The organism is Candidatus Uabimicrobium amorphum, from assembly GCF_009002475.1.
Lineage (GTDB): Bacteria > Planctomycetota > Uabimicrobiia > Uabimicrobiales > Uabimicrobiaceae > Uabimicrobium > Uabimicrobium amorphum.
The window spans coordinates 4,919,780-4,944,085 of sequence record NZ_AP019860.1; the positions used below are offsets into that span (position 1 = coordinate 4,919,780).

Annotated in this window: 6 protein-coding genes and 1 tRNA gene; 4 read left to right on the forward strand and 3 right to left on the reverse strand. The window is 43.0% G+C overall.

Annotation, left to right across the window (positions count from 1 at the left end):
• Positions 1 to 4 precede the first annotated feature (4 nt).
• Positions 5 to 1,264, forward strand: a complete 1,260-nt coding sequence (murA, locus tag UABAM_RS17905; protein ID WP_151969381.1) for a UDP-N-acetylglucosamine 1-carboxyvinyltransferase — start codon at positions 5 to 7, stop codon at positions 1,262 to 1,264.
• 1 nt (position 1,265) lies between these two features.
• On the opposite strand, the gene infA is transcribed toward murA, so the two are convergent.
• Together infA and UABAM_RS17915 are read right to left on the reverse strand one after the other, a co-directional pair.
• Positions 1,266 to 1,490, reverse strand: a complete 225-nt coding sequence (gene infA / locus UABAM_RS17910) for a translation initiation factor IF-1 (protein WP_151969382.1) — start codon at positions 1,488 to 1,490, stop codon at positions 1,266 to 1,268.
• A gap of 96 nt (positions 1,491 to 1,586) precedes the next feature.
• Positions 1,587 to 1,661: transfer RNA gene (locus UABAM_RS17915), tRNA-Glu, on the reverse strand.
• Positions 1,662 to 2,044: 383 nt separating this feature from the next.
• Between UABAM_RS17915 and UABAM_RS17920 the strand changes: the two genes are divergently transcribed.
• The 3 genes from UABAM_RS17920 (at position 2,045) to UABAM_RS17930 (ending at position 6,668) form a co-directional block, all read left to right on the forward strand.
• Positions 2,045 to 3,892, forward strand: coding sequence for a serine/threonine protein kinase (locus UABAM_RS17920; RefSeq protein WP_151969383.1), 1,848 nt, complete (start codon positions 2,045 to 2,047; stop codon positions 3,890 to 3,892).
• Between the two features lie 4 nt (positions 3,893 to 3,896).
• Positions 3,897 to 4,577: a hypothetical protein gene (locus UABAM_RS17925; protein ID WP_151969384.1), complete on the forward strand. Its 681-nt coding sequence runs from the start codon at positions 3,897 to 3,899 to the stop codon at positions 4,575 to 4,577.
• Between the two features lie 210 nt (positions 4,578 to 4,787).
• Positions 4,788 to 6,668, forward strand: a complete 1,881-nt coding sequence (locus tag UABAM_RS17930) for a preprotein translocase subunit SecA (RefSeq protein WP_151969385.1) — start codon at positions 4,788 to 4,790, stop codon at positions 6,666 to 6,668.
• A 93-nt stretch (positions 6,669 to 6,761) separates the two neighbouring features.
• Here UABAM_RS17930 and UABAM_RS17935 read toward each other — a convergent pair whose 3' ends face one another.
• Complete coding sequence (locus UABAM_RS17935; protein WP_151969386.1) at positions 6,762 to 24,194, reverse strand: DUF11 domain-containing protein; 17,433 nt, start codon at positions 24,192 to 24,194, stop codon at positions 6,762 to 6,764.
• Positions 24,195 to 24,306 lie beyond the last annotated feature (112 nt).

Here is a 24,306-nt window from a genome sequence, read left to right on the forward strand (position 1 = left end):
GATAATGAAATCGTTATGTATAAAAGGTGGGAAACCACTTTGTGGGACTGTAAAAATTAGCGGAGCTAAAAACGCAGCTTTGCCAATTCTGGCTTCTGTTATCCTCAGTCGTGGAACAAGCGTTATACACAACGTTCCACGACTGAGTGATGTAAACATTATTATTAAAATTTTGCATGCTCTTGGAGTGGATATATATCGCCGTGAAGATGAAGCCCTTGTTTGTACCGTAAAAAATGAAAGTTGTTGTACACCACCTTGTGAATTAGTGCAGAAAATGCGTGCCTCTATTTGTGTCATGGGACCACTTCTTGCAAAGCGTCAAAAAGCAAAAATTGCTTTTCCTGGTGGTTGCGTCATTGGTGAGAGACCCATTGATTTACATTTGAAAGGGATGCAATACCTCGGCGCCCATGTGGAAACAAAAGACAGTCACGTTGAATTAACAAGTGAATTTCTCTGTGGAGCAAAAATGTTTCTAGGAAGTGAGTTTGGTTCTACCGTACTGGGAACAGCAAATGTAATGATGGCCGCTTCTCTTGCCGAAGGTACAACTGTTATTGAAAATGCGGCCCGCGAACCTGAAGTAGAGGAACTCGCCAAGTTTTTAAATCAAATGGGGGCAAAAATTAGTGGTCTGGGTACAAATGTTTTAACAATTCAGGGTGTCGCAGAGCTTCATGGTACAGAATATCGAATCATTTCCGATCGAATAGAAGCCGGCACTTTTATAATCGCTGCGGCCATGACCAGAGGTCGTATTGAGTTACAAAATGTAAGCCCTCTTCATTTAGCATGCGTTATTACAACGTTGAAAAGAATAGGTGTCACGATTGTTGAATACTTTGACCGAATTGTTGTTGAAGGAAACAATTCGTATTCTCCCACTCAAGTATGTACAAAACCCTACCCTGGATTTCCCACAGATTTGCAAGCGCAGCTCGCTTCGATGTTGGCGATCGTTTTAGGAAAAAGCTGTATTACGGAAAAAATATATCCACAGCGATTTGCTTATGTGAATGAGTTGGTTAAAATGGGGGCTTCTATAGAACAAAAAGGGGCAAGTGTTTACATCCAAGGAGGAAAAACATTAAAGGGAGCGACTGTTTTCGCCTCTGATTTAAGAGCAAGTGCGGCGTTAGTATTGGCAGGTTTGGTCGCTATTGGGGAGACTACAATCAAACATATTCATCATCTTGAGAGAGGTTATGAAAATCTACAGGCAAAGCTATCTCTTCTTGGTGCAGATATCATGTATAAATAACTTATTTCGATGGTAGTCTATATGTTATGCGGCCTTTTTCCAAATCATACGGAGAGAGTTCTACTTGTACGGTGTCACCAGGTACAATACGAATATATCTCTGTCTCATTTTTCCTGAAATGTGTGCCAGGACAACATGACCATTACTTAGTTTAACGCGAAATTTGGTGTTAGGCAGTGCGTCTAAGACTTGACCTTCCATTAAAATTGCTTCTTCTTTAGACACTAAAAATCCTCTCTGCTAGGTATTAATAAATAATATAAAGTTCGTTTAAAATTCTGGATGTAATTTTTGAAGAGTTTGGGGGGGAAATAAAAGGAATGACCCTGACGAGATTTGAACTCGTGTTGCAAGGTTGAAAACCTTGTGTCCTAGGCCTGGCTAGACGACAGGGCCGATTCGCTTAATGATGTGAGAATAATATCACAAGGTTTGTACATCGTCAAGATCTTTTTTCGAAAAAACTTCTTTTTTTTTTGATGTTTTTAGTTTTATTATTATAAATAATTGTTATGTTATGACTTAGAGTACAGCATCAGAAAAACTTTACATAGGAAATCTCTAGCTTTACGTGTTGGATTTGAATAGACGGAATAAAAAAAAACATACATTTCACTATTCTGTAGAGTGAACTCATTGAGATATGATACAATTGTATTTCTCGATCAAATGTATAAATAATTTTGATCACTTATGTTTGGGCAATCCCTGTATTTTTGTGTAAAGATGTGGTGTGAGACATTTTCACCATACGAAACAAATCGGCAAAAGGACGATAAATGAGCACAGGTTATCATAAAAATCTTCCGCAACTCCCTCCTGGTTATGAGTATGTTCGCGAACTATCCTCTGGAAACTATGGAATTGTTTGGTTAGTACACAACAATAATGTAAAAAGAGATGAGGCTATTAAGATATTGTTTCGTAAGGGCGAAACGGATTATCATCGTTTTTGTCGTGAAATCGAAACAATAGCAACTCTAAACCATCCTAATATAGTAACGGTATACTACGCTAAACCCGATGAACTATATTTTATTATGGAGTATTTAGAAACGTCTTTTAGTAGTTGGCTCAAGCAAAAAGATTTCTCTTCTTACGAAGGGATTAAACATTTATATCAGGTTGCCAAAGGTTTACATTTTGCACATGAGAAGGAACTAATACATCGCGACTTAAAACCAGGAAATATCCTTTTTACCAAAGATATGATTCCCAAAATTACCGACTTTGGTTTGGTAAAAAATACTGGGTTGGCGGGAGCTGGACAAGACGACTTAACCGGATCTTTGTCTGTGGGAACTCCTAGATATATGTCGCCCGAACAATGGGAAGATTCGAAGGTGATAGATTGTCGCAGTGATATTTGGTCTTTAGGGGTAATGCTCTACGAGGTGATCGCTAAAGAAAATCCTTTCGCCGATTTATCTGGATTTCAATTGGCCGACGCCATTATTCGCAAACCGATATTGTCACCAAGTAGGATAAACAAAAAGGTAAACTTATGGGACAAGATCGCAGAACCAATCTGCATGAAAGCATTAAATCGCGATTTGAACAAAAGATACCAAACTGCGTATGAAATGGCGAAAGATTTAGAAAAGATATTTAACATCGACGCCGAGACGATGGAGATCGCAGCATCAACAGAAGAACGCTCGAAACCCATATCATTTTCTGCAACGGCAGAACGATTAAGAGAATACAGCAGTTCCCATCGGCCACAATTAGTAAAATTGGGGTGGGTGGCTTTAGTCGTGGTTTTGATGGCTGTGCTTTTGGTATTTTTACAAAAACAGCATAGTAGTCAATTGCAAAAACTCCAAATAAAACACACAACACAAGAAAACCTTGCCAAACAGCGTCAACAACAATTAACTGATTTAAAAGCAGAGTACAAGGCAAAGTTCAAAGAGCAGACAGCTAAAGTGAGCTTGTACGAGAAACAAATAAGCGATTTACAAAAACAGCAAATCGAATTACTAAAAGAGCGTCAACAATATATCGCAAACGACAAAAACACCGATGTTGAAAAAATCAAAAAGCAATATGACGAAGAATTACGTCAACTTCAGTCTCAATTACAAGACGAGAAACAAAAGAAAAAGGTTTTGGCAACACAATGGGAAAATCAAAAAACGGAACTGACGCAGAGGTACGAATCCAATCTCAAACAACTTATTATCGAACGACAGAAAAATCAAAATTTGCAACAAAAAATTACCGAGCAAGTCGACAACAACAAGCTGCAACAAACATCCTTGTGGAAAGAAAAATATACCGAGTCACAAAATCAAAATCAACAGCTACAGAATGAAATTGACCGCCTAGTGAAGTTTGAGAACTCTTTGTATAAAATTACTTTAATTACAAGGTCAAAGGATACCAAAAGAATTTTTAGCCACTTACGCGACAAAGGATTTTACATGCGTAGACCTGTTGGTGTAACAAAAACACAAAATGTATGCGTATATTTTTCGAAAAAAAATCCTCCTGCCCCCGAATTGGAAAACAAAATAGATTACATTGTTGCTATAATGGATAAACTCGGTATAAAAATGCAAAAGAGAATGGTTCGAGGTGGAAAAGAAAGAGAAAAAGAAATTAAATTAGAGTTAAAGGACTAAATGTATGTATTTACGTTGTATATACCTATTATTACTTGTCGCTTTGTGTGGCTGTAGCACCAAAATTGTGCCCATTCAAATGGCGCGAGTCGTACAAGTTGCCCGCTATACGCAAAATTATAAATTCGACAATGATGAGCAAGCGCGTAATGTCTTTATGAAGGTGGTGGGGCCCAAGAACTGGAAGATCATCGAAGATCACTATGTCTTTGGTGATGTTGTCGACGATATGATGCAGGGGCGCTTTGTCATCGAAGGGCGTATCATATTTACCCTGTCCCTTGATCCGCAAGATCACAATAAATTTTACATTGATGGTTTTGGGAAATATCATTTACATCGCAAAACAACAAACGAAACAATGCTCAGCGCAGACTTTGATATAGTAAGCGAAAAGGCTTTTGCTTTGTCTGATGTAAAGAAAAAAGGCTTCATTGAGCTAGAAGTAACGAAAAACTATACACGCTATTTTGCGCCTGAACAAGGAAACTACTATCACAAATCTCCTCTGCGTTTTCGTCTCTTTATCAAAGAAATCAAAGAAGATGTCTACATGGTAGACTACAATCGCAAACACGACGTTTTTATCGAAGAAGAGGTACTAGGAGAATTAGAATTTAAACCTCCATACAGACACATGGTGATTGACCTACGCAGTCTACAATACCTAAAAGACGACTATTAAAAACACCATAGACACTCATTACGGATATCGTCACCGTAGCCGTAACCGGGTCGTAGTCGTCACCGTAACCGGGTCGTAGTCGTCACCGTGACCGTGACCGTCACCGAAAAGACAAAACGATGACCATTTGAATACAACTCGCACAAAAAAAAGGTACTCCCCAGGGAGTACCTTTTGTCATTTTACAAGTAGTTTTTTTGAGAGAAATTTATGCTAAGCCGCTATTTCCTGGGGATCTATCCTCGCACTTTGAATGTTTCCTCCTATCACAAAAAAATCGCAAAACGAATACTCCACCTTGAAAAAAAAATATCTCTGTTGTCTTCAGAGGAAATTCGCAAGCGCTTTGCAGAGATGCGCGAGGCTATTCAAACGGGACAAAGTGCCGAAAAGTTACTCAGTGAAGGCTTTGCTTTAATACGGGAAGCCGCATGGCGCACTTTGAAAATGCGGCATTACGAAGTTCAAATATTGGCGGGACTTTGTCTTTTTGAAGGGGCGTTTGCCGAGATGGCCACAGGAGAAGGCAAAACGCTTACCGCAGTTCTCCCTGTCTCGATGTGGGCTTTACATGGCAAGGGGGTTCATGTACATACCACAAATAGTTACCTAGCAGAACGCGATTTTGAATTGATGTTACCCGTATATGAGTTTTTGGGATTGTCATGTGGGTTGCTTCGCCAAAAACATACCTCGGTGGAAAAGAAGAAAAATTATGATTGCGATATTACCTACGGAGTGGGATCAGGATATGGTTTCGATTATATGCGCGATCAATTGGCGATTTTAAATAGTGCCAAGCCAAAACTCGGGAAGACGTTTATGGCCTCGATGCATGGTTACAAGCAGCGTAAAGCTTTTAAAATGCAGCGTGAATTGGCATTTGCATTGATTGACGAAGTAGACAGTGTACTACTTGATGAAGCGCGAAGTCCTTTGGTGATTAGCGGTGCGCAAGGTGGTGCAAATCCAAATGCACATATTTATCAACTTGCGGAAAAAACGGCGAAGGGACTTGTGGAAGAGGAAGATTTTGTGATAGATAAAAGTAAGAAGTCCATTGACATCTTACCATGCGCACACGAAAAAATGTATAAAGTATCTCCTCCAAAGGGTTTGGTGACTCCTTGGTCATTTTATATTCGCCAAGCGTTATCCGCACAGTATTTTTTTCGAAAAAATGTACACTATATGGTTGATGAGGGGAAAGTTGTTATCGTCGACGAGTACACCGGACGACGTTTTGCGGAAAGAACATGGCGTGATGGCTTACATCAGGCCATTGAAGCAAAAGAGGGATTGGTAATCACCGAAGTAAGTAAATCCGCAGCACGCATTACCCGACAGCGATATTTTTCTTTTTATGAAAAAATTGCTGGCATGACCGGAACAGCACAGGGGAGTGAGAGGGAGGTTTGGAAATTTTATCACTCACCGGTGATGAAAATTCCACCGCGCAAACCCATGCAACGCACAGAATTATTAGATCGTATTTTTGGTAATTTAGAAGCAAAATGGCAAGCTGTGGAACATAAAGTATGTGAAGTACATGAGAAACAGCAACCACTGCTGATTGGAACACGCACAATCGAAAACAGCGAATTGTTAGCTCTGCGTTTGCAAAAATTAGGACTCGAAGTTCAAGTTCTAAATGCCAAACAGGATGCAGAAGAAGCTGAAATTATTGCCGATGCTGGTCAAAAAGGTAAAATTACGATTGCCACAAATATGGCGGGACGAGGTACGGATATTAAGTTAGGTGAAGGCGTGGAGAGTTTGGGCGGTTTGTTTGTTTTAGGAACCGAGCGCCATGAATCGCAGCGTGTGGACCGCCAATTGATTGGACGATGTGGACGTCAGGGAAATGTTGGTACCACACAGTTTTTTATTTCCTTTGCCGATGATTTGATCGTGCAACACTTACCAAAACTAACAGCACGATTTAGTACAAAGGGTGAATTACCATCGCATTACATTAAGATTTTTACGCGTTTGCAACATCAATTGGACGCCATACATTTTGAACAGCGCAAGAAAATGTTTCACTTTGATACCTGGGTGGAAGAAGTGTTGCAGATGATCGGGCATTAGAACGGAACGTTCTGAATAAAGCGATGCCCACAATCGGCTTGCCGATTGTGGGCATCAAATACTAGTGACTATCTATACTTAAGAAGTAACTCGTTACTTCGTAGAAGGAATAGCTCCTTGTGGTAAGAATTCGTATAGGAAGCCACTGTTTCCTTGCAATTGCAATAACGCTTGTTGTTGCCATTCCACCAACGTCTCTACCTGCTCTGGTGTAAGTTGTGCCTCTAAATCATCGATAGATGACAATTCCTTTGCAAAGACACTACTGTGCAATACCGACGAGAAGTAGGTGCGCATATTGTACCCCGCGTCCTCGATCACATGAGATTGTTGTGATACGATCTCTATGTGGTGAGGCTGCTCAAAGATCACTGTATTCGGGAATGTCGCCAACCAGTTTCCTCCTGTATCTGCCATGACCGTTTGCGTTCCAATGATGTTACCATTCGATCCATAAATCACCACTTGTTGCGAAGAGTTTGGCGCAGCTGTCCCACTGTAAATAGGGTCAATCGTCAAGAACGGTTGACGGCGCAGTCTTACAGGGTCACCAAAACCATTGTCGTTGCCGGATGGGTCCGCAGGATCAAACACTGGATTAGAATCCAAAGCATCAAAGACAAAAAACAAGAAGTCGTCCACATCTTGGGCAATATTATTCTCTGGTGTTAAATCAATTCCCTGGCTACCGTCATCGGCAACCGAAGCAATATTGGTGATGGTTCTTATTCCACTACTCAATAAGTCGTCTTTTACCTGTAGTGTCACGGTGACCGTTTTTTCCGAAAGTCCTTCGATACTATCTATATTGAAAGTAATCTGCTCTGTATCTGGATCAAAAACTCCGTCATCAGATGCTTCTACAAAATCAAAAACACCCTCAGGAAGTGTATCGATGACTTCAATATTAATGGACTCTTGTTGGCCAAGATTGCGAATCGTCAGTTCATACGTTGTCTGCTGACCAGGTTGCAGTGTACCAACATTATTCGTTTTGAGTATTTGTAGGTCTGGCGTAGAAACTAGCAAATCGACTTCTTGAGCAACATTATCCGCTGCATTTAGGTCTTCGCCATTTGCTCCGTCGTCAGTGACCGTGATTGTGTTGGTAATATCTTCTACAAAGGCCGCCACAACATCGTCTACCGTGGCAACAAGTTGAATGGTTACTTCGTCTCCGACAGCAAAGTCACCTATGGCAAGACTAAAATTATTGGTCGCGACGTCAAAAGCACCTGTTGTATCAAAGGTATTATTGGCAAACCCGTTGTCAATCACTTCTTGTGGTACATCATCTAGAGCAACCACAAATTCGCCGTTGAACTCGGTGATGACGTCTTCTGGATCAATTTCTTGTGGTAGATTCGCAAAAGAAACCACTGTAATGGGCTGTTCTGTCAGTAAGACATTACTTCCGTCTGCCAAAACTGCCGTAGCAAATTGAAAATTGAGTTCGTTTTGTAATGTGTCACTCACAGAAACACCAGTAGCATCTTGATTACCATTGTTTTGTACAACTATGTTGTATGTAACAGTATCCCCTGCGAAAAACTCCGTTTCATCCGTAGATTTATCGATGAATAAATCTGGTGCGGCGATTAGATTGTCTGCGTCATCATTGGCATTATTTTCTGGTGTTGGATCGATTCCATTTGCACCATCATCATTTACAGCTGCCGTTGAGTTGAAGTCGACCACTGCCGCCGGAATAACATCAAGAACTTTTGTGTTTACGGTGAAGTTTGTCGTACTTCCGTTAGGACCTAAATCAAAATTAGGAAATTCTAAGGTAAAAGTCCCATCACCATTGGGCACAACATTTACATTTGCGGTGATATCATTGCCATTTTCGTCTAAGATATTTAGTTCGTTGATATCAACTGTTGCAGGCAATGTGTGTTCTAGAACGATACCCGTGGAGTTGGTGTTACCGTTGTTTGTGATGTTCAGTGTAAAACTAACATCATCACCTGGCAGTACTTCTTCGACTCCATCGTCCACGGTTACCTCTAGGTCAGAACCAAATACGGTCAATTGTGTACTGTTGATGTTGTTTAGATCGTTGACATCGCCGCCGTCGTCGTTTGCATTACCTGTGCGCTGTACATCGTTGTCTCCCGCACCTAGTTGTGAATCAAACACCAGTGAGGCATCGACATCAATGTTGGTGCCTATGGCGACGTTGAGTAAGTCGAGATCAAAATCAAAAGTGACTGCGTCTCCCTGTGGCAAGGTTTCTAATGTCACAATGAGTTCGTTACCAACTTGTTGCAATACAACACCATCAGGCACATTCGCATCACCATTAAATGTAAATCCGTCAGGTATCGCTATTGTGGTTTGCAAATCATGGGCATCGGCGGCACTATTTGCCAGATGGGTAATATCAACGGTAAAGTTTACCGTATCACCATTAAACGGGGTGTTGTTATCCGGCGTAATGGTAATATCTAAAGCTGGTTCTACAATGGCTGCGTTGTCGTTGTCTGCGGCAGATGTAATAAGTACGTTACCGTTATCATCTTGACTTTCCACGGTGGTAACAAATGCCTTGTTGTCACCGTTATTGTTGACATCTTCATTCAGTATCACACCATCAAATTCAATGCGAATATCGAAATCATTGTCGTTGATGTTCGCTGGATCTCCAAGAACGCGGTTGTTAAAACCGTCGTTGCCTACGTTTACTACGTCTCCAAAATCAACGGTTAGAGTTTGTGTACCATCACCATTGTCGACTATTTGCACTTGTGGATCGTCAGTTGTTACGCCATTACCGCGTGTAATGCCTGCCAAAACGTCATTGATATCCACTTCGATTCCCGCAGGAATTACTTGTGAAACGATGACGTTGTCGGTGGTACCTTCAACAACATCAACATCAATGGCAACGGGAACGCTCTCGCCGATTTGGAAGTCGGTGATGTCTACCACTCCATCGTTATCACCATCAATTCCAATATGCGCTTCGACATTGATCTCGTTTTTACTCGATAGCTTAACATCATCATTGGCACTTCCGCTACGCTCATTGGCATTGTCGCCTGCGATGGAGTCAAAGTTTATTTGAGCGTTGGTCGCAAACGTATCAAGTGGTTTCGCTGCGTTTTGTACGGTGACATCGTAAGAAATGACAAATGCATTGTCTTGCGCTAGCGTATTGTCGATTCCTAAGTCTTCGAAATCAATGGTAAACTCCCGTGTTACTTCATCAAAAGTGAATTGGTTTGCCTGAAGTTCAACAATAACTGGGGCGCCATTCTCATCGAGAACAGGGTCTCCATTCTGATCAACAAGGCTTACTTCGACACTATTGAGGTCAAGTAGTGTGTTTTCTGGAACTGTGTCGGTGTAGACTAGGTCAAATGCATCCGCAGTGCTGCTCGCGTTATGATTTATCGTGGAGATATATGATATGGTATCTCCCGCGTCAAGTTCCACATCAATGTCACCATCGTTTATTTCGATGTTGTCTACAAACTGTTGTTGTACAATGTCGAGTACTGGTTCGACTATGGTAATCGCATCGTTATCCGTACTGGATACAATGATGGCGTCGCCGTTATCGTCTTGGCTTTGTACGGTAGTGGCAAACGCTTTATTTTCTCCATTGTTGTTATTGACGTCATCGTTGAGAACAACGGCACCGAACTTAATTTGTATATCAAAATCGTTGTTGTCGATTTGGCCAAGATCAAGAACTCGATTATTAAAGCCAGGATCGCCTTCGTTGACAACATTACCAAAATCAATAGTGAGTGTTTGTGTTCCATCACCGTTGTCGACAATTTCCACTTGTGGATCATCAGTGGTAACGCCATTTCCTGGTTCGATGCCTGCCAAAACATCATTGATATCCACTTGGATTCCCGCAGGAATGACTTGTGAAACAATAACATTTTCGTTAGTACCCTCGACAATATCGACATCTATCGTCACAGGAACCGTGTCCCCAATTTGGAAATCAGTTATGTCAATGACTCCGTCGTTATCTTCGTCAACACCGATGTGTGCTTCGACATTAATTTCATTTTTACTCGATAGCTTAACATCGTCATTGGCACTTCCGCTACGCTCGTTGGCATCGTCACCTGCGATGGAGTCAAAGTTTATTTGGGCGTTGGTCGCAAACGTATCAAGTGGTTTTGCTGCGTTTTGTACGGTGACATCGTAAGAAATGACAAATGCGTTGTCTTGCGCTAGCGTATTGTCGATTCCTAAATCTTCGAAATCAATGGTAAACTCCCGTGTTACTTCATCAAAAGTGAATTGGTTTGCCTGAAGTTCAACAATAACTGGGGCGCCATTCTCATCGAGAACAGGGTCTCCATTCTGATCAACAAGGCTTACTTCGACACTATTGAGGTCGAGTAGTGTGTTTTCTGGAACTGTGTCGGTGTAGACTAGGTCAAATGCGTCCGCAGTGCTACTCGCGTTATGATTTATCGTGGAGATATATGATATGGTATCTCCCGCGTCAAGTTCCACATCAATGTCACCATCGTTTATTTCGACGTTGTCTACAAACTGTTGTTGCACAATGTCGAGGACTGGTTCTATGATGGTTATGCTGTCTTGTTCAACACCCGAAGCGATAACAACATTGCCATTGTCGTCTCTACTTTGTACTGTGGAGAAAAAGCTCTTGACATCACCGTTGTTGTTAAGCGCATTGTCATTGAGAATTTCACCATTGAATTCAATTCTGATGTCAAATTGGTTGTCATCAACGTTTTGCGGATCTCCTAGTGCTCCTTCTGGATCGGCAGCACCGTCATTACCGTTGTTGGTAACATCGCCAAAGTCGATACTCAATGTTTGTGTCCCATCACCATTGTCCACAATTTGAACGATAGGTTGCGCTCTTTCTGGAGTAGCATCGGCGTCAAATGTAATTCCTGCAAGAACATCATTTACATCAATTTCAATGCCTGCGGGTATGATTTGCTCGATGACGACGTTTTCCGTTACCCCTTCAACGAGACTGACATCCAGTGAAATGGGAACACTTTCACCAATCTGAAATTCGGTATCATCAATAACGCCGTCGTTGTTGGCGTCAATACCCACGTGAGCTTCGAGGTCGATATTGGCTTCGGCAGCCAAAATGACATTGTCGTTGGCACTCTTACTTCTCTCGTTGGCATCAACACCTTCTACAGAATCAAAATTAATTTGGGCATCGGTGGCAAATGTATCGCCCACTACCGCAGTGTTTTGGATGACCACATCGTACGAAATGGCAAGTGTATTGTCTTGTGGAAGATTGTTATCAATCCCAAGATTGGCATCGTCTAGATTGAAAATATTAAATTCTCGTGTCACTGGATCAAATGTGAAATGCACGTTTTCCACAAGTGCAATAGGAGCACCGTTGTTGAATGTAACTGTGACACTATCGGTGTCAAGTAACGTATCCTCAGGTACAATATCGGTATAAGTCAAGTCAAATGCGTCGGCGGTACTGCTGGCATTGTGAGTAACAGTGGAGGTATATGATATTGTATCTCCTGCATCCAGTGCAATGTCTGTATCTCCATCATTAATTTCGACAATGTTACCGTTACCGTCGTCGATAAATTGTTGTTGTACGATATCAAGTACAGGTTCGATGATACTAATGGCGTCATTATCCTCTGCAGATGCGATGACCGCATCACCATTGTTGTCTTGACTTTCGACTGAAGTGACAAAAGCTTTGTTATCACCATTATTATTAAGCGCTTCGTCATTGAGAATTTCACCACCGAATTCAATACGAATGTCGAAATTGTTGTCGTCGACATTGTTTGGATCTCCCAATTCTTCTGGATTAAACAAATCGTTATTATTTCCGGCGTTGACGACATTGCCAAAGTCAACGGTAAGTGTTTGTGTACCATCGCCATTGTCGACAATTTGTACCTGCGGAGCATCAGTAGTTACGTCGGCTCCACGTGTAATACCTGCGAGAATTTCCGCAGCATCTAGCTCAATACCTGCAGGAAGGATTTGTTGTACCACAACATTTTCCGTCGTACCCTCGACAACATCAACATCAATGGTGATAGGTATATTGTCTCCGATTTGAAAATCAGTGACATCAACTACTCCATCATTATCATTGTCAATACCGACGTGGGCTTCTACATTGATAAACTGTTTGGATGCCAGTGATACTTTGTCGTTGGCACTGCCGTCACGTTCATTGTCATTGTCACCATCGACGGAGTCAAAATTGATTTGTGCATCGGTGGCAAAAACATCGCCAGGGTTAGCGGTATCTTGCACGATGGTGTCGTATCTAATCTCCAATGTTGCGCCTTGTGGTAAATTATCATTAATACCATTGACTCCGTCGAGATTCAATATTGTAAAATCTCCGGTGTCGGCGTCAAAAGTAAAGTGTTCATTTACATTGAGTGGTAACTCACCGGTTGTATTACCCTGTGCATCTGTAAATATCACCACCACAGTGTCGGTCTTGAGTAGTGTGCCTGCGGGAATGACATCCGTGTAATTTAGATCAAAAGCATCCGCAGCGCTACTGCCATTGTGGGTAATGGTAGATGTATAGCTAATAATGTCACCAGCATCTATTTCAATATCAAGACTTCCATCGTTGACTTCAACCAGACGGTTATTGATAAATTGTTGTTGTACAATGTCAAGGACTGGTTCGACAATGTTTACTGTGTCGTTATCTTCTGCAGACGCAATGATGGCGTCACCATTGTCGTCTTGACTTTCTACCGAAGTGACAAATCCCTTATTGTCGCCGTTGTTATTGAGGGCGTCATCATTTAGTACTTCGCCATCGAATGTAATGCGAATGTCAAAATCGTTATCATTGACATTGTTAGGGTCTCCCAACACTTCCGGATTAAATGGAGCGTTCCCCTCATTCACCACATCACCGAGTTCTACCGTCAGTATGGTGTTTCCGTCACCGTCCAATGCGGTGGTTACCTTCGTTGGATCTATGGTGAAGGTTCCATCGCCGTTATCGGTAACATTTGCTGCGGTAACGCCATCGTCAAGACTGATCACGAATGTGTCTAGATTGAAATCAATCCCCGCAGGAATTACTTGTGTAAATACGACATTTTCTGTCGTTCCTTCGAGGACATCGCCATCAATAGTGACCGGTATACTATCCCCAATTTGAAAATCGGTAACACCGTCGCCTACGTGTGCTTCGACGTTGATAAATTTTGCCGATGCCAGTGAAACATCATCATTGGCACTGCCATCGCGTTCGTTGACATCATCACCGTCGACAGAATCAAAATCAATTTGTGCGTTGGTGGTAAAAACATCCCCTGGTCTTGCGTCATCTTGTACAATGGTATCGTAAGTGACCGTCAATGTATTGTTCTGCGGTAGATTATCGGTAATGCCGAGCCCAGCATCATCCAGATTGAAGATGATGAAATCTCCGGTGTCGGCATCAAAGGTAAAGTGTGTATTCTCCACCAAACTTACTGTATTTGCGACATTATTTTCGTCGGTAAAGGTAACTGCGACACTGTTGGTGTCAAGCAATGTATTCTCTGGAATCACCTCGCTATAAGTAAGATCAAATGCATCGCCGCTGCTAGCAGCATTGTGACTTATGGTCGAAACATATGTGATGATATTTCCCGCATCAACTGCGACATCCAAACTACCATCGTTTACCTCAACGAGGTTTCCTGCACCGTCATCGATAAACTGTTGTTGTTGTATATCGAGTACTGGTTCGACAATCGTAAAAGAGTCAGCATCTTGTAATGAAGAAACTTTAATGTTGCCCGCGTCATCTTGGCTTTCTACAGTTGTTTGAAAGTCTTTGCGATTTCCGTTGTTGTTGACATCCACATCATTGAGAACTTCTGCGTCGAACTCAATGCGAATGTCGAAGTCGTTATCATTGACATCGTTGGTATCGCCGAGGTTGTCGATATTGAAACCATCATTACCTTGTTTTACCACATCACCGAAATTGACAACAAGTGTTTGTGTGCCATCACCGTTATCGATGATTTGTACTTGTGGATCATCTGTTGTTATGTTGTTTCCTAAAGTAATGCCAGCCAAAATTTGTGCTTCATCAATTTCGATTCCTGCTGGAATCACTTGTCGAATAATGACATTTTCTGTAGTCCCTTCGACAACGTCTGTGTCAATTGTGACAGGTACACTATCACCAACTTGGGCAGTATCATTGCCCAGTGTCGTTTCGACATTGATGACATTTGTTGAAAGTACGTTGATACTGTTTACAGCGTTATTTGGTCTCTGAATGTCGTTGTCACCAACGTTATCTTGTGAATCAAAATCAACATTAGCATTAACGATGAAATCGTCTCCTGGATTTGCCGTGTCTAGAAGTAGGGCGTCGAAGTTTACTTGGAGGTCATCTCCTAGAGGTAAGTCATCTAGGCCCAGTAGTTGGAGCTGTGTATCACTAATGGTAATGCGGTCAAAAACACCATCACCGTTATCATCTGTCAAGAATGGTGTAAGATCGTCTCCGTTGTTGACGTCAAGAATATTTCCGCCTATGTCAAGACGCTGTATTTCTGTATTTTGTGGTATATCAAGACTTATATTTAAATCGAATGCTTCTGCAGTACTCGCGTTGTTATGTGAAAAAATGGCATTGTAGGTAATGGTGTCACCAGCATCGAAATCAAAAGCAACACCATCGTTTACGCTTTCACCGTTGATTTGTTGTGCTAGTGCAATGTCTAATATCGGTTCGGCAATTTGTACCTGATCATTGTCATTATCAGACGCGACTTCATTGCCCGCGTCATCGGCTGTGGTGATGGCGGTGGCAAAATCTTTCGCGTCACCATTGTTATTGTTTGCAACATCGTCGAGAACAACCGTATCGAAATTAATCGTAATATCCGGTTGATCGTCGCCACGTGTATTTGCATCACCAAGTTGTTCCGGATTAAAATTCGCAGAACCTTCATTAACTACGTCACCGAGTTCAATGGTGAGAACGGTGTTACCATCACCGTCGACAGCGGTGATTATTTTTGTTGGGTCAATGGTAAACGTTCCATCGCCGTTATCAGTAACATTTTCGGCGGTAACACCTGGGTCAAGGTTGATGACAAAAGTGTTGAGGTCAAATTCGATTCCCGCCGGAATAACCTGCGTAATGATGACATTTTCACTGGTACCTTCGAGAACGTCGGCGTCGATTTGTACCGGAATGTCATCACCAATTTGGAAATCGGTGAGGTCAACTACACCATCGTTGTTGTTATCAACTCCAATGTTGGTTTCTACGGCGATTTGTGCGGCGGAATTGATCGCAATATTATCTTGCGCTTGTTGTCCGGCGCGAGATATTTCGTTGCCAGCGGCATCGGTATTTGGTCCAACGTCTTCTTGCGAGTCGAAGTCAACAGTCGCGTCGACAGCGAAGTTGTCGCCGACGACAGCGGTGTCGAGAATTTCGACATTGTAGTTGACGACAAGAGTGTCGTTACGAGCTAAGTTTTCCAAGCCAACAGCTTCGAGCTGTGCGTCGCTAATCTGAATTTGATCATCAATACCGTCGCCGTTGGTGTCTACGGTGAAATTCGCGAGGACAACTGGATCGTTAATGATGTTACCATCACCGAGGTCAAGTGTTCGCAGTTCGGTGTTCACGGGTATGTCCAGAGCAATGTTTAGATCAAAAGCTTCGGCGTTGTTTGCGCTTGCAGCATTGTGATTGATGGTGGCGGTGTAGCTAATCGTGTCACCGGCATCGAAATCGAAAACATCATCGTCATTGACCGCGGTGGTCACACCGTCGTTGGTAACGGCTTGTGTAACTGCAACGTCGAGAACCGCTTCAATGATAGCGACCTGATCGTTGTCATTATCAGAAGCGACTTCATTACCTGCGTCATCGGCTGTGGTAATGGTGGTGGCAAAGTCTTTGGTGTCACCGTTGTTATTGTTGACTGCATCATCGAGGACAGTACCATCGAAGTTGATGGTGATGTCCGGCTGAATATCGCCACGGGTGTTTGCGTCACCGAGTTGTTCGGGATTAAAATCGGTAGAGCCTTCATTGACCACGTCACCGAGTTCGATGGTGAGAACGGTATTGCCATCACCGTCTACGGCGGTGGTCACTTTTGTTGGATCAATGGTGAATGTACCATCGCCGTTATCGGTGACATTTTCCGCAGTAACGCCATTGTCAAGGTTGATGACAAAAGTATTGAGGTCAAAATCGATTCCTGCGGGAATCACCTGAGTAATGACAACGTTTTCGTTAGTACCTTCGAGGACGTCGGCGTCGATTTGTACCGGAACATCGTCACCGATTTGGAAATCCGTGAGGTCGACGACACCGTCATTGTCATTGTCTACGCCAATATTTGTCTCTACGGCAATTTGCTTAACCGAATCCATTTGTATCGAATTATTTACACTGCGTGTGCGCTCTTCAATGAGTTGGTCGTTAGCATCATCATCAACATCTCCTGGTAGCGTTGTAAAATCTACATCAAAATCGATGGCAAACGTATCTCCTGGATTCGCCTGGTCCTGTACAACGGTATCATAGGTGATGACTAGCGCGTCATTTAGCGCTAAGTCGTCTAAGTTGGCCGCGATGTTGTTTAAGTCGTCGGCGTTTAGCTCGATGCTTAAATTTCCATTACCATCATCAACGATAAATGGTGTTGGATCAACGGCAATTCCTCCGATGACAAAACTCGTCGCATCGATCACTGTTTGTGCAGGAATGTCAAGAGCAATAGTGAGATCAAACGCATCACTTTGACTGTCACCGGCATGGGAAACTTCTGCGGTGTAGGTAATGATGTCTCCTGCGTCAAAGTTACCGATCTTGTCGTTGTCCACTGTTTCGCCATTCACTTGTTGGGTTAATTTTGTTTGCAGTATCGGCTCTTCGACATTTAGCTGTACCTGATTTGAGGTACGAACATCTTGTAGTTGTTCGCCGTCTAAGTCGAAAGTATTTTGGTGTTGTGTATTGTTGAGATTAATGGCCAAGTTATCTTTCACAATAGCGTCGAATTCAATAATAATTCTCTCGGCGTTGTCATCACGGTCGTTGTTTTGGATGTCGCCTATATTAAACTGTAAGTCCTGTCCGTTTTGTACGACAGCTCCAGCAACAGCGTCTAGATCAAATGTTGGCGGAATGGCATCGTTATCGGCACCTTCGATATTGGCGGGGTTGCCAAAGTCTTCTTCGGCAACAAACGACAGTGTTGTATTTCCTAAAAATTCAAGTCCTTCTGCCAATTGATCACGGATAACCGTATCGTCGAGAACCGTCTCCGGAAACTCTATGTCTAGACGAAAACGTACCACTTCACCAATGGCGACTTGCACGTTGTCTGAGGCGTTTGCGTCTGTGTGAGCAGCGGAAGTTGCCACAATAGATTTCGTCAGTACAGGTTCAAATATGGTGACCGACGCATCGTCCTCGGCGGTAAAATTATTGTCTTCCCCTGGGTCGTTAGGGTCACCAGTTCTCTCCACCGCGAGAATATTTGCCGCTCCGCTGCCGGCAAGCTGTAACTCCGCATCGTCTCCCAAACTTGTGAAAGTAACATCCGCATTATTTTGAATTGCTTCACCCAGTACGACGTCGTCGTCAACATCAATTTGGAATTGTACTGTGACGCTTTGCCCGATGAGCAGCTCTTCGACAACAACTTCTATGCTATTGTTGGCAATATCTTCGTTGAGTTGATCTGTAGTGCCGCTTACGGTTTGTAACGTGCCTGGTACCAGTGAAATACCATCGGGTATTGCGTCGCTAAGTACGATATCAAAAGCATCGGCGTTGCCGTCACTTGTGAGAGTTATCTGGAAGATGAGTTGGTCTCCCGCATCACCGCCTGTATTTTCTACAGGATCGCCCGTTTCAGCGTCGAGGACCACTTTGTCAATACTTATGTTTGGTTCTACTATGTTCACGGTTGCAGTGGCGTCGTCGCTATCTGGCTCACGTCCTTCATAACTTATGGTCACAGTGTTGTCAAGTGTTTCACCGTCTTGAACAACGTTGGCATTGAGTACCACAGCCTGGTATTCAATGGTAATAGTGTTGTTATCTGTGGCGAGACCATCCGTAAAGTTGGTATTGACAACCGTTCCAAAGTTAAGGTCTAACTTACGCGCTACGGCCGTGTCACCATTACCTTCATCACTGATGACTTGGTTGGCTGCGACAACGTCAAAGTTGTTATTGCCAATGGTCGTTGTAATGCCAGTGGCTGCTGTAATCGAAGTAACACCGACGAAGGCCAATCCTTCATCAAGAATGTCGTTGAAAGTAAACTGTGGCAATGTCGCTTCTGGTAAATCTATGATGACACGATAGTTGATGATTTCTCCTACCGTAAAATCAGTGTCTCCCACGATTGCTTTTTGCACTTCAATGGTGTTGATTCGCAGTTGATCTTCGTTAGAGTCTACAGCGTCAAAAGTTCTTTGGTTGGCGATGGCAAGTGCATCATCAGCGAGCAAACGTAGTTCGTCTTCTGAAGGGTTGTTCTCGTCAACAGGTACACTGTCTGCAATATTGGGAACGGACGAATATTCCGTTATTTGCGCGGTGTTTGAAATAAACTCGTTACCGTTTACGGTGGTGGCAAGCGTCACATTAAAGGTAAATGTTAGTTCCTCGTCCACTCCAATTGTGTTGGAGGAGGTCGCATCTACCGCTTTGGCAAACTCGATTGTGCTTGTGTTGTCGCCATTATCTGTTTCTGTACCAACAAATCCTGCCGGCGTTTCCGTGAATACCACAGAACCTGCCACAAATAGTTCGTTGTCAAGTATGTCTTCGATGACAATATCAAAAGCAGCGCCGGTGGCTCCGTTTTCTAGCTCGGCACCAGTGAAAGGGTCTGTTGTACTTGGGTTTGCTACTGTTAGTGTAATTTCGACAGTGTCTCCCGCATCAAAAATACCATCGCCCATTTGTTTATCGATAATGAGTTGTGGTTCAGTGACGATGACATGTTCGATATCTTTTACTGCCGCGGTACCATCGTTTAGTACATCAGCAAAAACTTCATTGTTGAGGACAGTCTGTTCTGCGTCTAAGAACGTAACAGAACTTTGGTCATTGATCACCTGATTAAACTCACCATCGACGACGGACACATAACGAATAAGTGCGGTACTGTCAGGACCAAGTTCTTCTATACTACTTAGGTCAAATATTTTTAAATTGTTACCTTCCACCACAAAGTGTGTACCTTCGACAAGTCCAATGCCGTCGGCTGTTATGGAGTTTTTATCTAGTTTACCAGTAATGACATCATTGAAAACAATGCGTGTCGCCCCGTCTTCATTGGTAATATCTCCATCGTCCGTATCCAGGTTCTCTAGCTGGTTTTGATAAGAGATTGTGGTGCGATTCTTCTCACTATCAAAAGAAAACAGTGTGACTTGTGTGTTGGTGACGTTGGCGGCCGTTTGTGGATTGTTGAGCCCTACATTCGCGGCGTCGTTTGTCACAATGGCTTTGTATTCGACTAAAAATGTCCCGCTGTCGTTAAACGTTTCTACATCGCGAAACGTAAAGGCTAGATTTCCGGCGACATCGCCACCAAATGTTGCTCTGGGGATTTCCGTAAGGTCTTCCACCGATACGGGTTTTACATCGACAACAACATCATTCTCTAAAATATCCTGCTCTGCAACAGGGTCTTCTCCGACAACAACACTAAATTGTATCTCCATTACTTCGCCAATCGTTAGGTCTTGTGTACGACCAAATTCGGTGATTTCTAGGGTGTTATTTGCGGCATTGAATTCAAAAGAACCCGAACTTAAAGTACTAATGAAACCTTCCGACACTACGCGAACAGAGTTGGGGTCAAAAGTTGTATTGGCGGGCAATGTTTCCAAGTAAGATACCGGTGGATTTATGGTAAAAGGTGTTGTGCCGTTATGTGTAAGTGTTGTGGTAAACTCAATGATATCTCCGTCTTGGAGATTTGCAACACCATCTGCGTCTAGTACAACCCCGTTTACTTCCGCTTGTTGTGCAATATCTATAGTATTTGGTTCTACGTTGGCAACGGTAGTATCAATGGTGAAAATCATCTGCGCACCAAGACCAAGATCATTGATGAGACTTCGCTCTATGTCATCAATTCCATTAAAGATAATGGTGCCATCGAATACAGTGAAATGTTTGTCTTCTATTAAAGTAATCGCACCTTCGCTTGTGCCTGGTATGTCAAGAGTGATATTGTTGATGACACTGGCCGGTGGAATTTCTTGTGTGAGAACAATATCTAGGGCATCGGCATCACCACCGCCGGTTAGGGTGGTGACAAAGACTAAGCTATCTCCGCCTTCTGTATTTTCTGCAGCATCGAAAGCGTTATCGACAAGAACACCGTTGACAAAAGCCTCTAATTGTACGTCGACTTCAGGGGCAAGTACTGTATCGCCCACAATAACTTCGGTAAAATCAAAAGAACCATCGGCGTTGTTTTGTCCGTCAAAATCGTCCGTTCCATCACCGTCTATATCGGTAATAACGCGCGCACTGCCTTCAATAAAATCAAATCCTGGTGGAAGGTTGTCGATTAAGTTGAGGTCGTTTTGTCCGTCTGGTAAAGTCACTTCTAGTTGGAAGGTGACCACTTCGCCAATCGCCACTTCACGATTTACGTCATCGCCTACGGAAGTATTGATGATTTGCTTATCGATTTGCACATCTTGGATGATGGCCACGGCCTTATCGCTTAAATCAAGCCCAGCGTTGCCATTGTCGGCAACAGCAAAATTTTCTCCACCTTCCGCGGTGGCAAAATTTTCGATAAATGCTTCATTGACATGTTTGGAATTTGCCGGTACTTCTTCGATAACAGCTAAATCATAGGTGATGACCAAGATATTGGAACCCGTTGTATTGGGAATTTCTACTTCGCCGTTTTCTGGGTCTATTTGTAAGAAAGCTGCCGTAGCAAGGGCACCTGAAGGTTCAATATCGTTGGCCGGATCTCCAGGGTTGTCGACCAATTTAATACCATCAGCAAAAAGCTCCAACCCGTCGACAATGGCTCCGTCGTTGGCATTGGTGAAGTCAAGAACGTTTCCAGCGCCATCTGTCACTTGTAAATTTATTCCCTGTGGAAAATCGGCAATGTCGGGAATTTCAAATCCAGGAGGGATGTTGTCGGTAATAAGAATGTCGAAAGCACCATTGCGTGCTGTTCCTGTGTTCTCAACGACAATGGCAAATTTTACCAAGTCGCCACCGTTGACATCTTCAACGTTGGAATTGATACGGTTGTCTTTGATATTTTGCGAGTTAATAGTTTCCGAAAATGCCACGCCAGCACTTCCCGGATCATCAAAGACAACTGGGCCGATGGAGTCTAGGAAATTGGCATCGGGATTTGACGTGGAAACCACGGCCTTATCGATGTCAAGGACAGCTTCGCGCACCTTGAAGTTGATGATACTTTGTTCTTGTAATGCCGAAAAACTATTGATCGCTTGGTTGGTAAGAAGTAAACCTTCTCCAAAAGGTGCGTCGGTAGTTGTCACGGTAAATACAATTTCAACCTCTGCGCTGTTGGCATTCTCAAATTCTATATCACCGAAGTCAAATAGAATGGAGTTTTGTGCGGCATCTACAGTGATGTCGGGAATAAATTGTGCGTCAATTGTACCGTCGGGATTGGTGGGTAGTCCAGACGTACGTGCACCAAAACGTATGACACCTGCTTCAGGTGGATCTGCGCTTATCTCGTTGGTGAAGTTAACATTGTTAAACTCTATGGCCTCAAAAATAGGTAGCGGTAAAAAGTCTTTGATGAAGAAATCTTCGACATCTGTTGTGGGCAAAGCGGTGAATAAACTAAATGTTACTGTGTCACCGGGAACAACAGACCCTGCCTCTGCGGCAATACCATTTAGGGCAATGATTTTTTTCTGCGCTTGTATTTCGTTGATGGTAAGCACCGTACCGCTGTCATCGAAAGTAAAACGATTTCCGTCGATTTCTGCACTGACTGTGATGTCATTGGTGATGCTGTCCCCCGCATCTAGGTTTGATCCGTCTAATTTAAATTCTTCCAAGACGGTGGTTTGGAATTTGATTTGTCCGGTTAAACCACCATTGTTTTGCAAACGATTGGGATCATCGGACAGTCCACCGGTGAAGTCACCGTCTATGCGAAAGGTAACATTTGTTGTTTCGTCGGCATTGACCACCACATCAAAGTCTTCTGCGGCGAATTGTGTGACAGGTACCTCAAGGCCATTATTATTGAATATTTGAAAGGTCGGTGTAAACGCGTTATCAAATATTTGTCCGTCGGAGAACTGATCATTGAAAACCAAGTTCTGTAGGTCAAAAAAATCAGATACTTGAAAATTGATCGTGTACTCGATGGTGTCCCCCGGAGATACGCCTACAACGTTGGTGTTGGGATTTTCAATAATGGTGGCGCTCTTTTGAATGGCCAGAGCAAGGTCTTGTATCGTGCTTTCGGCGTCATCAGTTATCACTACTGTTTCTGGCGCATCGGGAATTTCATCGCCATCGGTGTCGATGACGAGATTATCGGGATCTGTAAAGTCCGCGGTGACCACCGCTTGGTTGATCGAAACACCTGGGGCACCATTTACTGGGTCGACAACATTGTTGTTGTTGCCATCAAATTCTTTGACAAAGGCTTGATAGTCAATGGTTTTTTCTGGGCCAAGTTCTCCCGATATACTCGCGATGTCTATCCGTAGTTGATTTGTTGCCGCATCAAAACTAATAACGCCACCTTCGGCAACAATACCATCATCATCTGTGACACCTAAAAACTCTAGATTGTCGGGCAGGGTATCGATAACAACTATATTGTCGACCGTTTCTTGGTCGGCGACATCTATAGTTAGAGTAAAAGTACGTGCAAAGTTAGGGCCAGTTGCTGTTTCGCCTTCTGGGGCATCGTTTGCTTTATCAAGTTGAAGCACTGTTGGGGTAATCGAAGAGGTTTTCAACTCTCCGCGGATCGGTGGATCTTCTCCTGGGTTATTAAGAGCATCGTTTCCAAATGCAAATATCCCTTGGGCCTTGATGTCGAGAGGCACACCTAACAACGATTGGTTGTTGAGAGTTCCCGTTACTGTGATGTCCACCACTTGCTCATTGGTAAAACTACCAAAAGGAATCTCTACGGCAAATACCGTTTCGAGTGGTATTGTTCCTTCTTGGGTGTCTTGTATTAAAGTTTCACCAGTGATGGGGTGCTTCGCGACAAAGATTCCGTCTCCATCTTTGTCTTTAAATTCTATTTCTGATTTTGCCAATTCTGTGCCAGCAAACTGAATGCTATCGACATCAATTCCGTTGGGAATCGTCAAATCGATAAAGGGACGAAAACCCTCTTGGTCACCGTCGTTTTCAAAGGTGATGTCAAACGAGAAGGCTTCGTTTAAGAATCCTGTTGCGGGTACGTCCAGTTGTTGTACATCGGGAACCGCGTCGAGCATGATCCTTTGTTCCAAAGGTTCTAATAATAATTTCTTTTTGCGACTGGCCATTTTGTATTCCCTAAAAGTATACGAACATTATTTTTATGAGTGCGGTTATAAATCTACTACTATATATATACTATATTATATTGTCGGTAATAATACGCAATTATTGTGCCTA

Bases quoted from the DNA above. Each gene is read 5' to 3' on its own strand.
- UABAM_RS17930 (WP_151969385.1), top strand. From the start codon at position 4,788: ATGCTAAGCCGCTATTTCCTGGGGATCTATCCTCGCACTTTGAATGTT.
- UABAM_RS17920 (WP_151969383.1), top strand. From the start codon at position 2,045: ATGAGCACAGGTTATCATAAAAATCTTCCGCAACTCCCTCCTGGTTAT.
- murA (WP_151969381.1), top strand. From the start codon at position 5: ATGAAATCGTTATGTATAAAAGGTGGGAAACCACTTTGTGGGACTGTA.
- UABAM_RS17935 (WP_151969386.1), bottom strand. From the start codon at position 24,194: ATGGCCAGTCGCAAAAAGAAATTATTATTAGAACCTTTGGAACAAAGG.
- UABAM_RS17925 (WP_151969384.1), top strand. From the start codon at position 3,897: ATGTATTTACGTTGTATATACCTATTATTACTTGTCGCTTTGTGTGGC.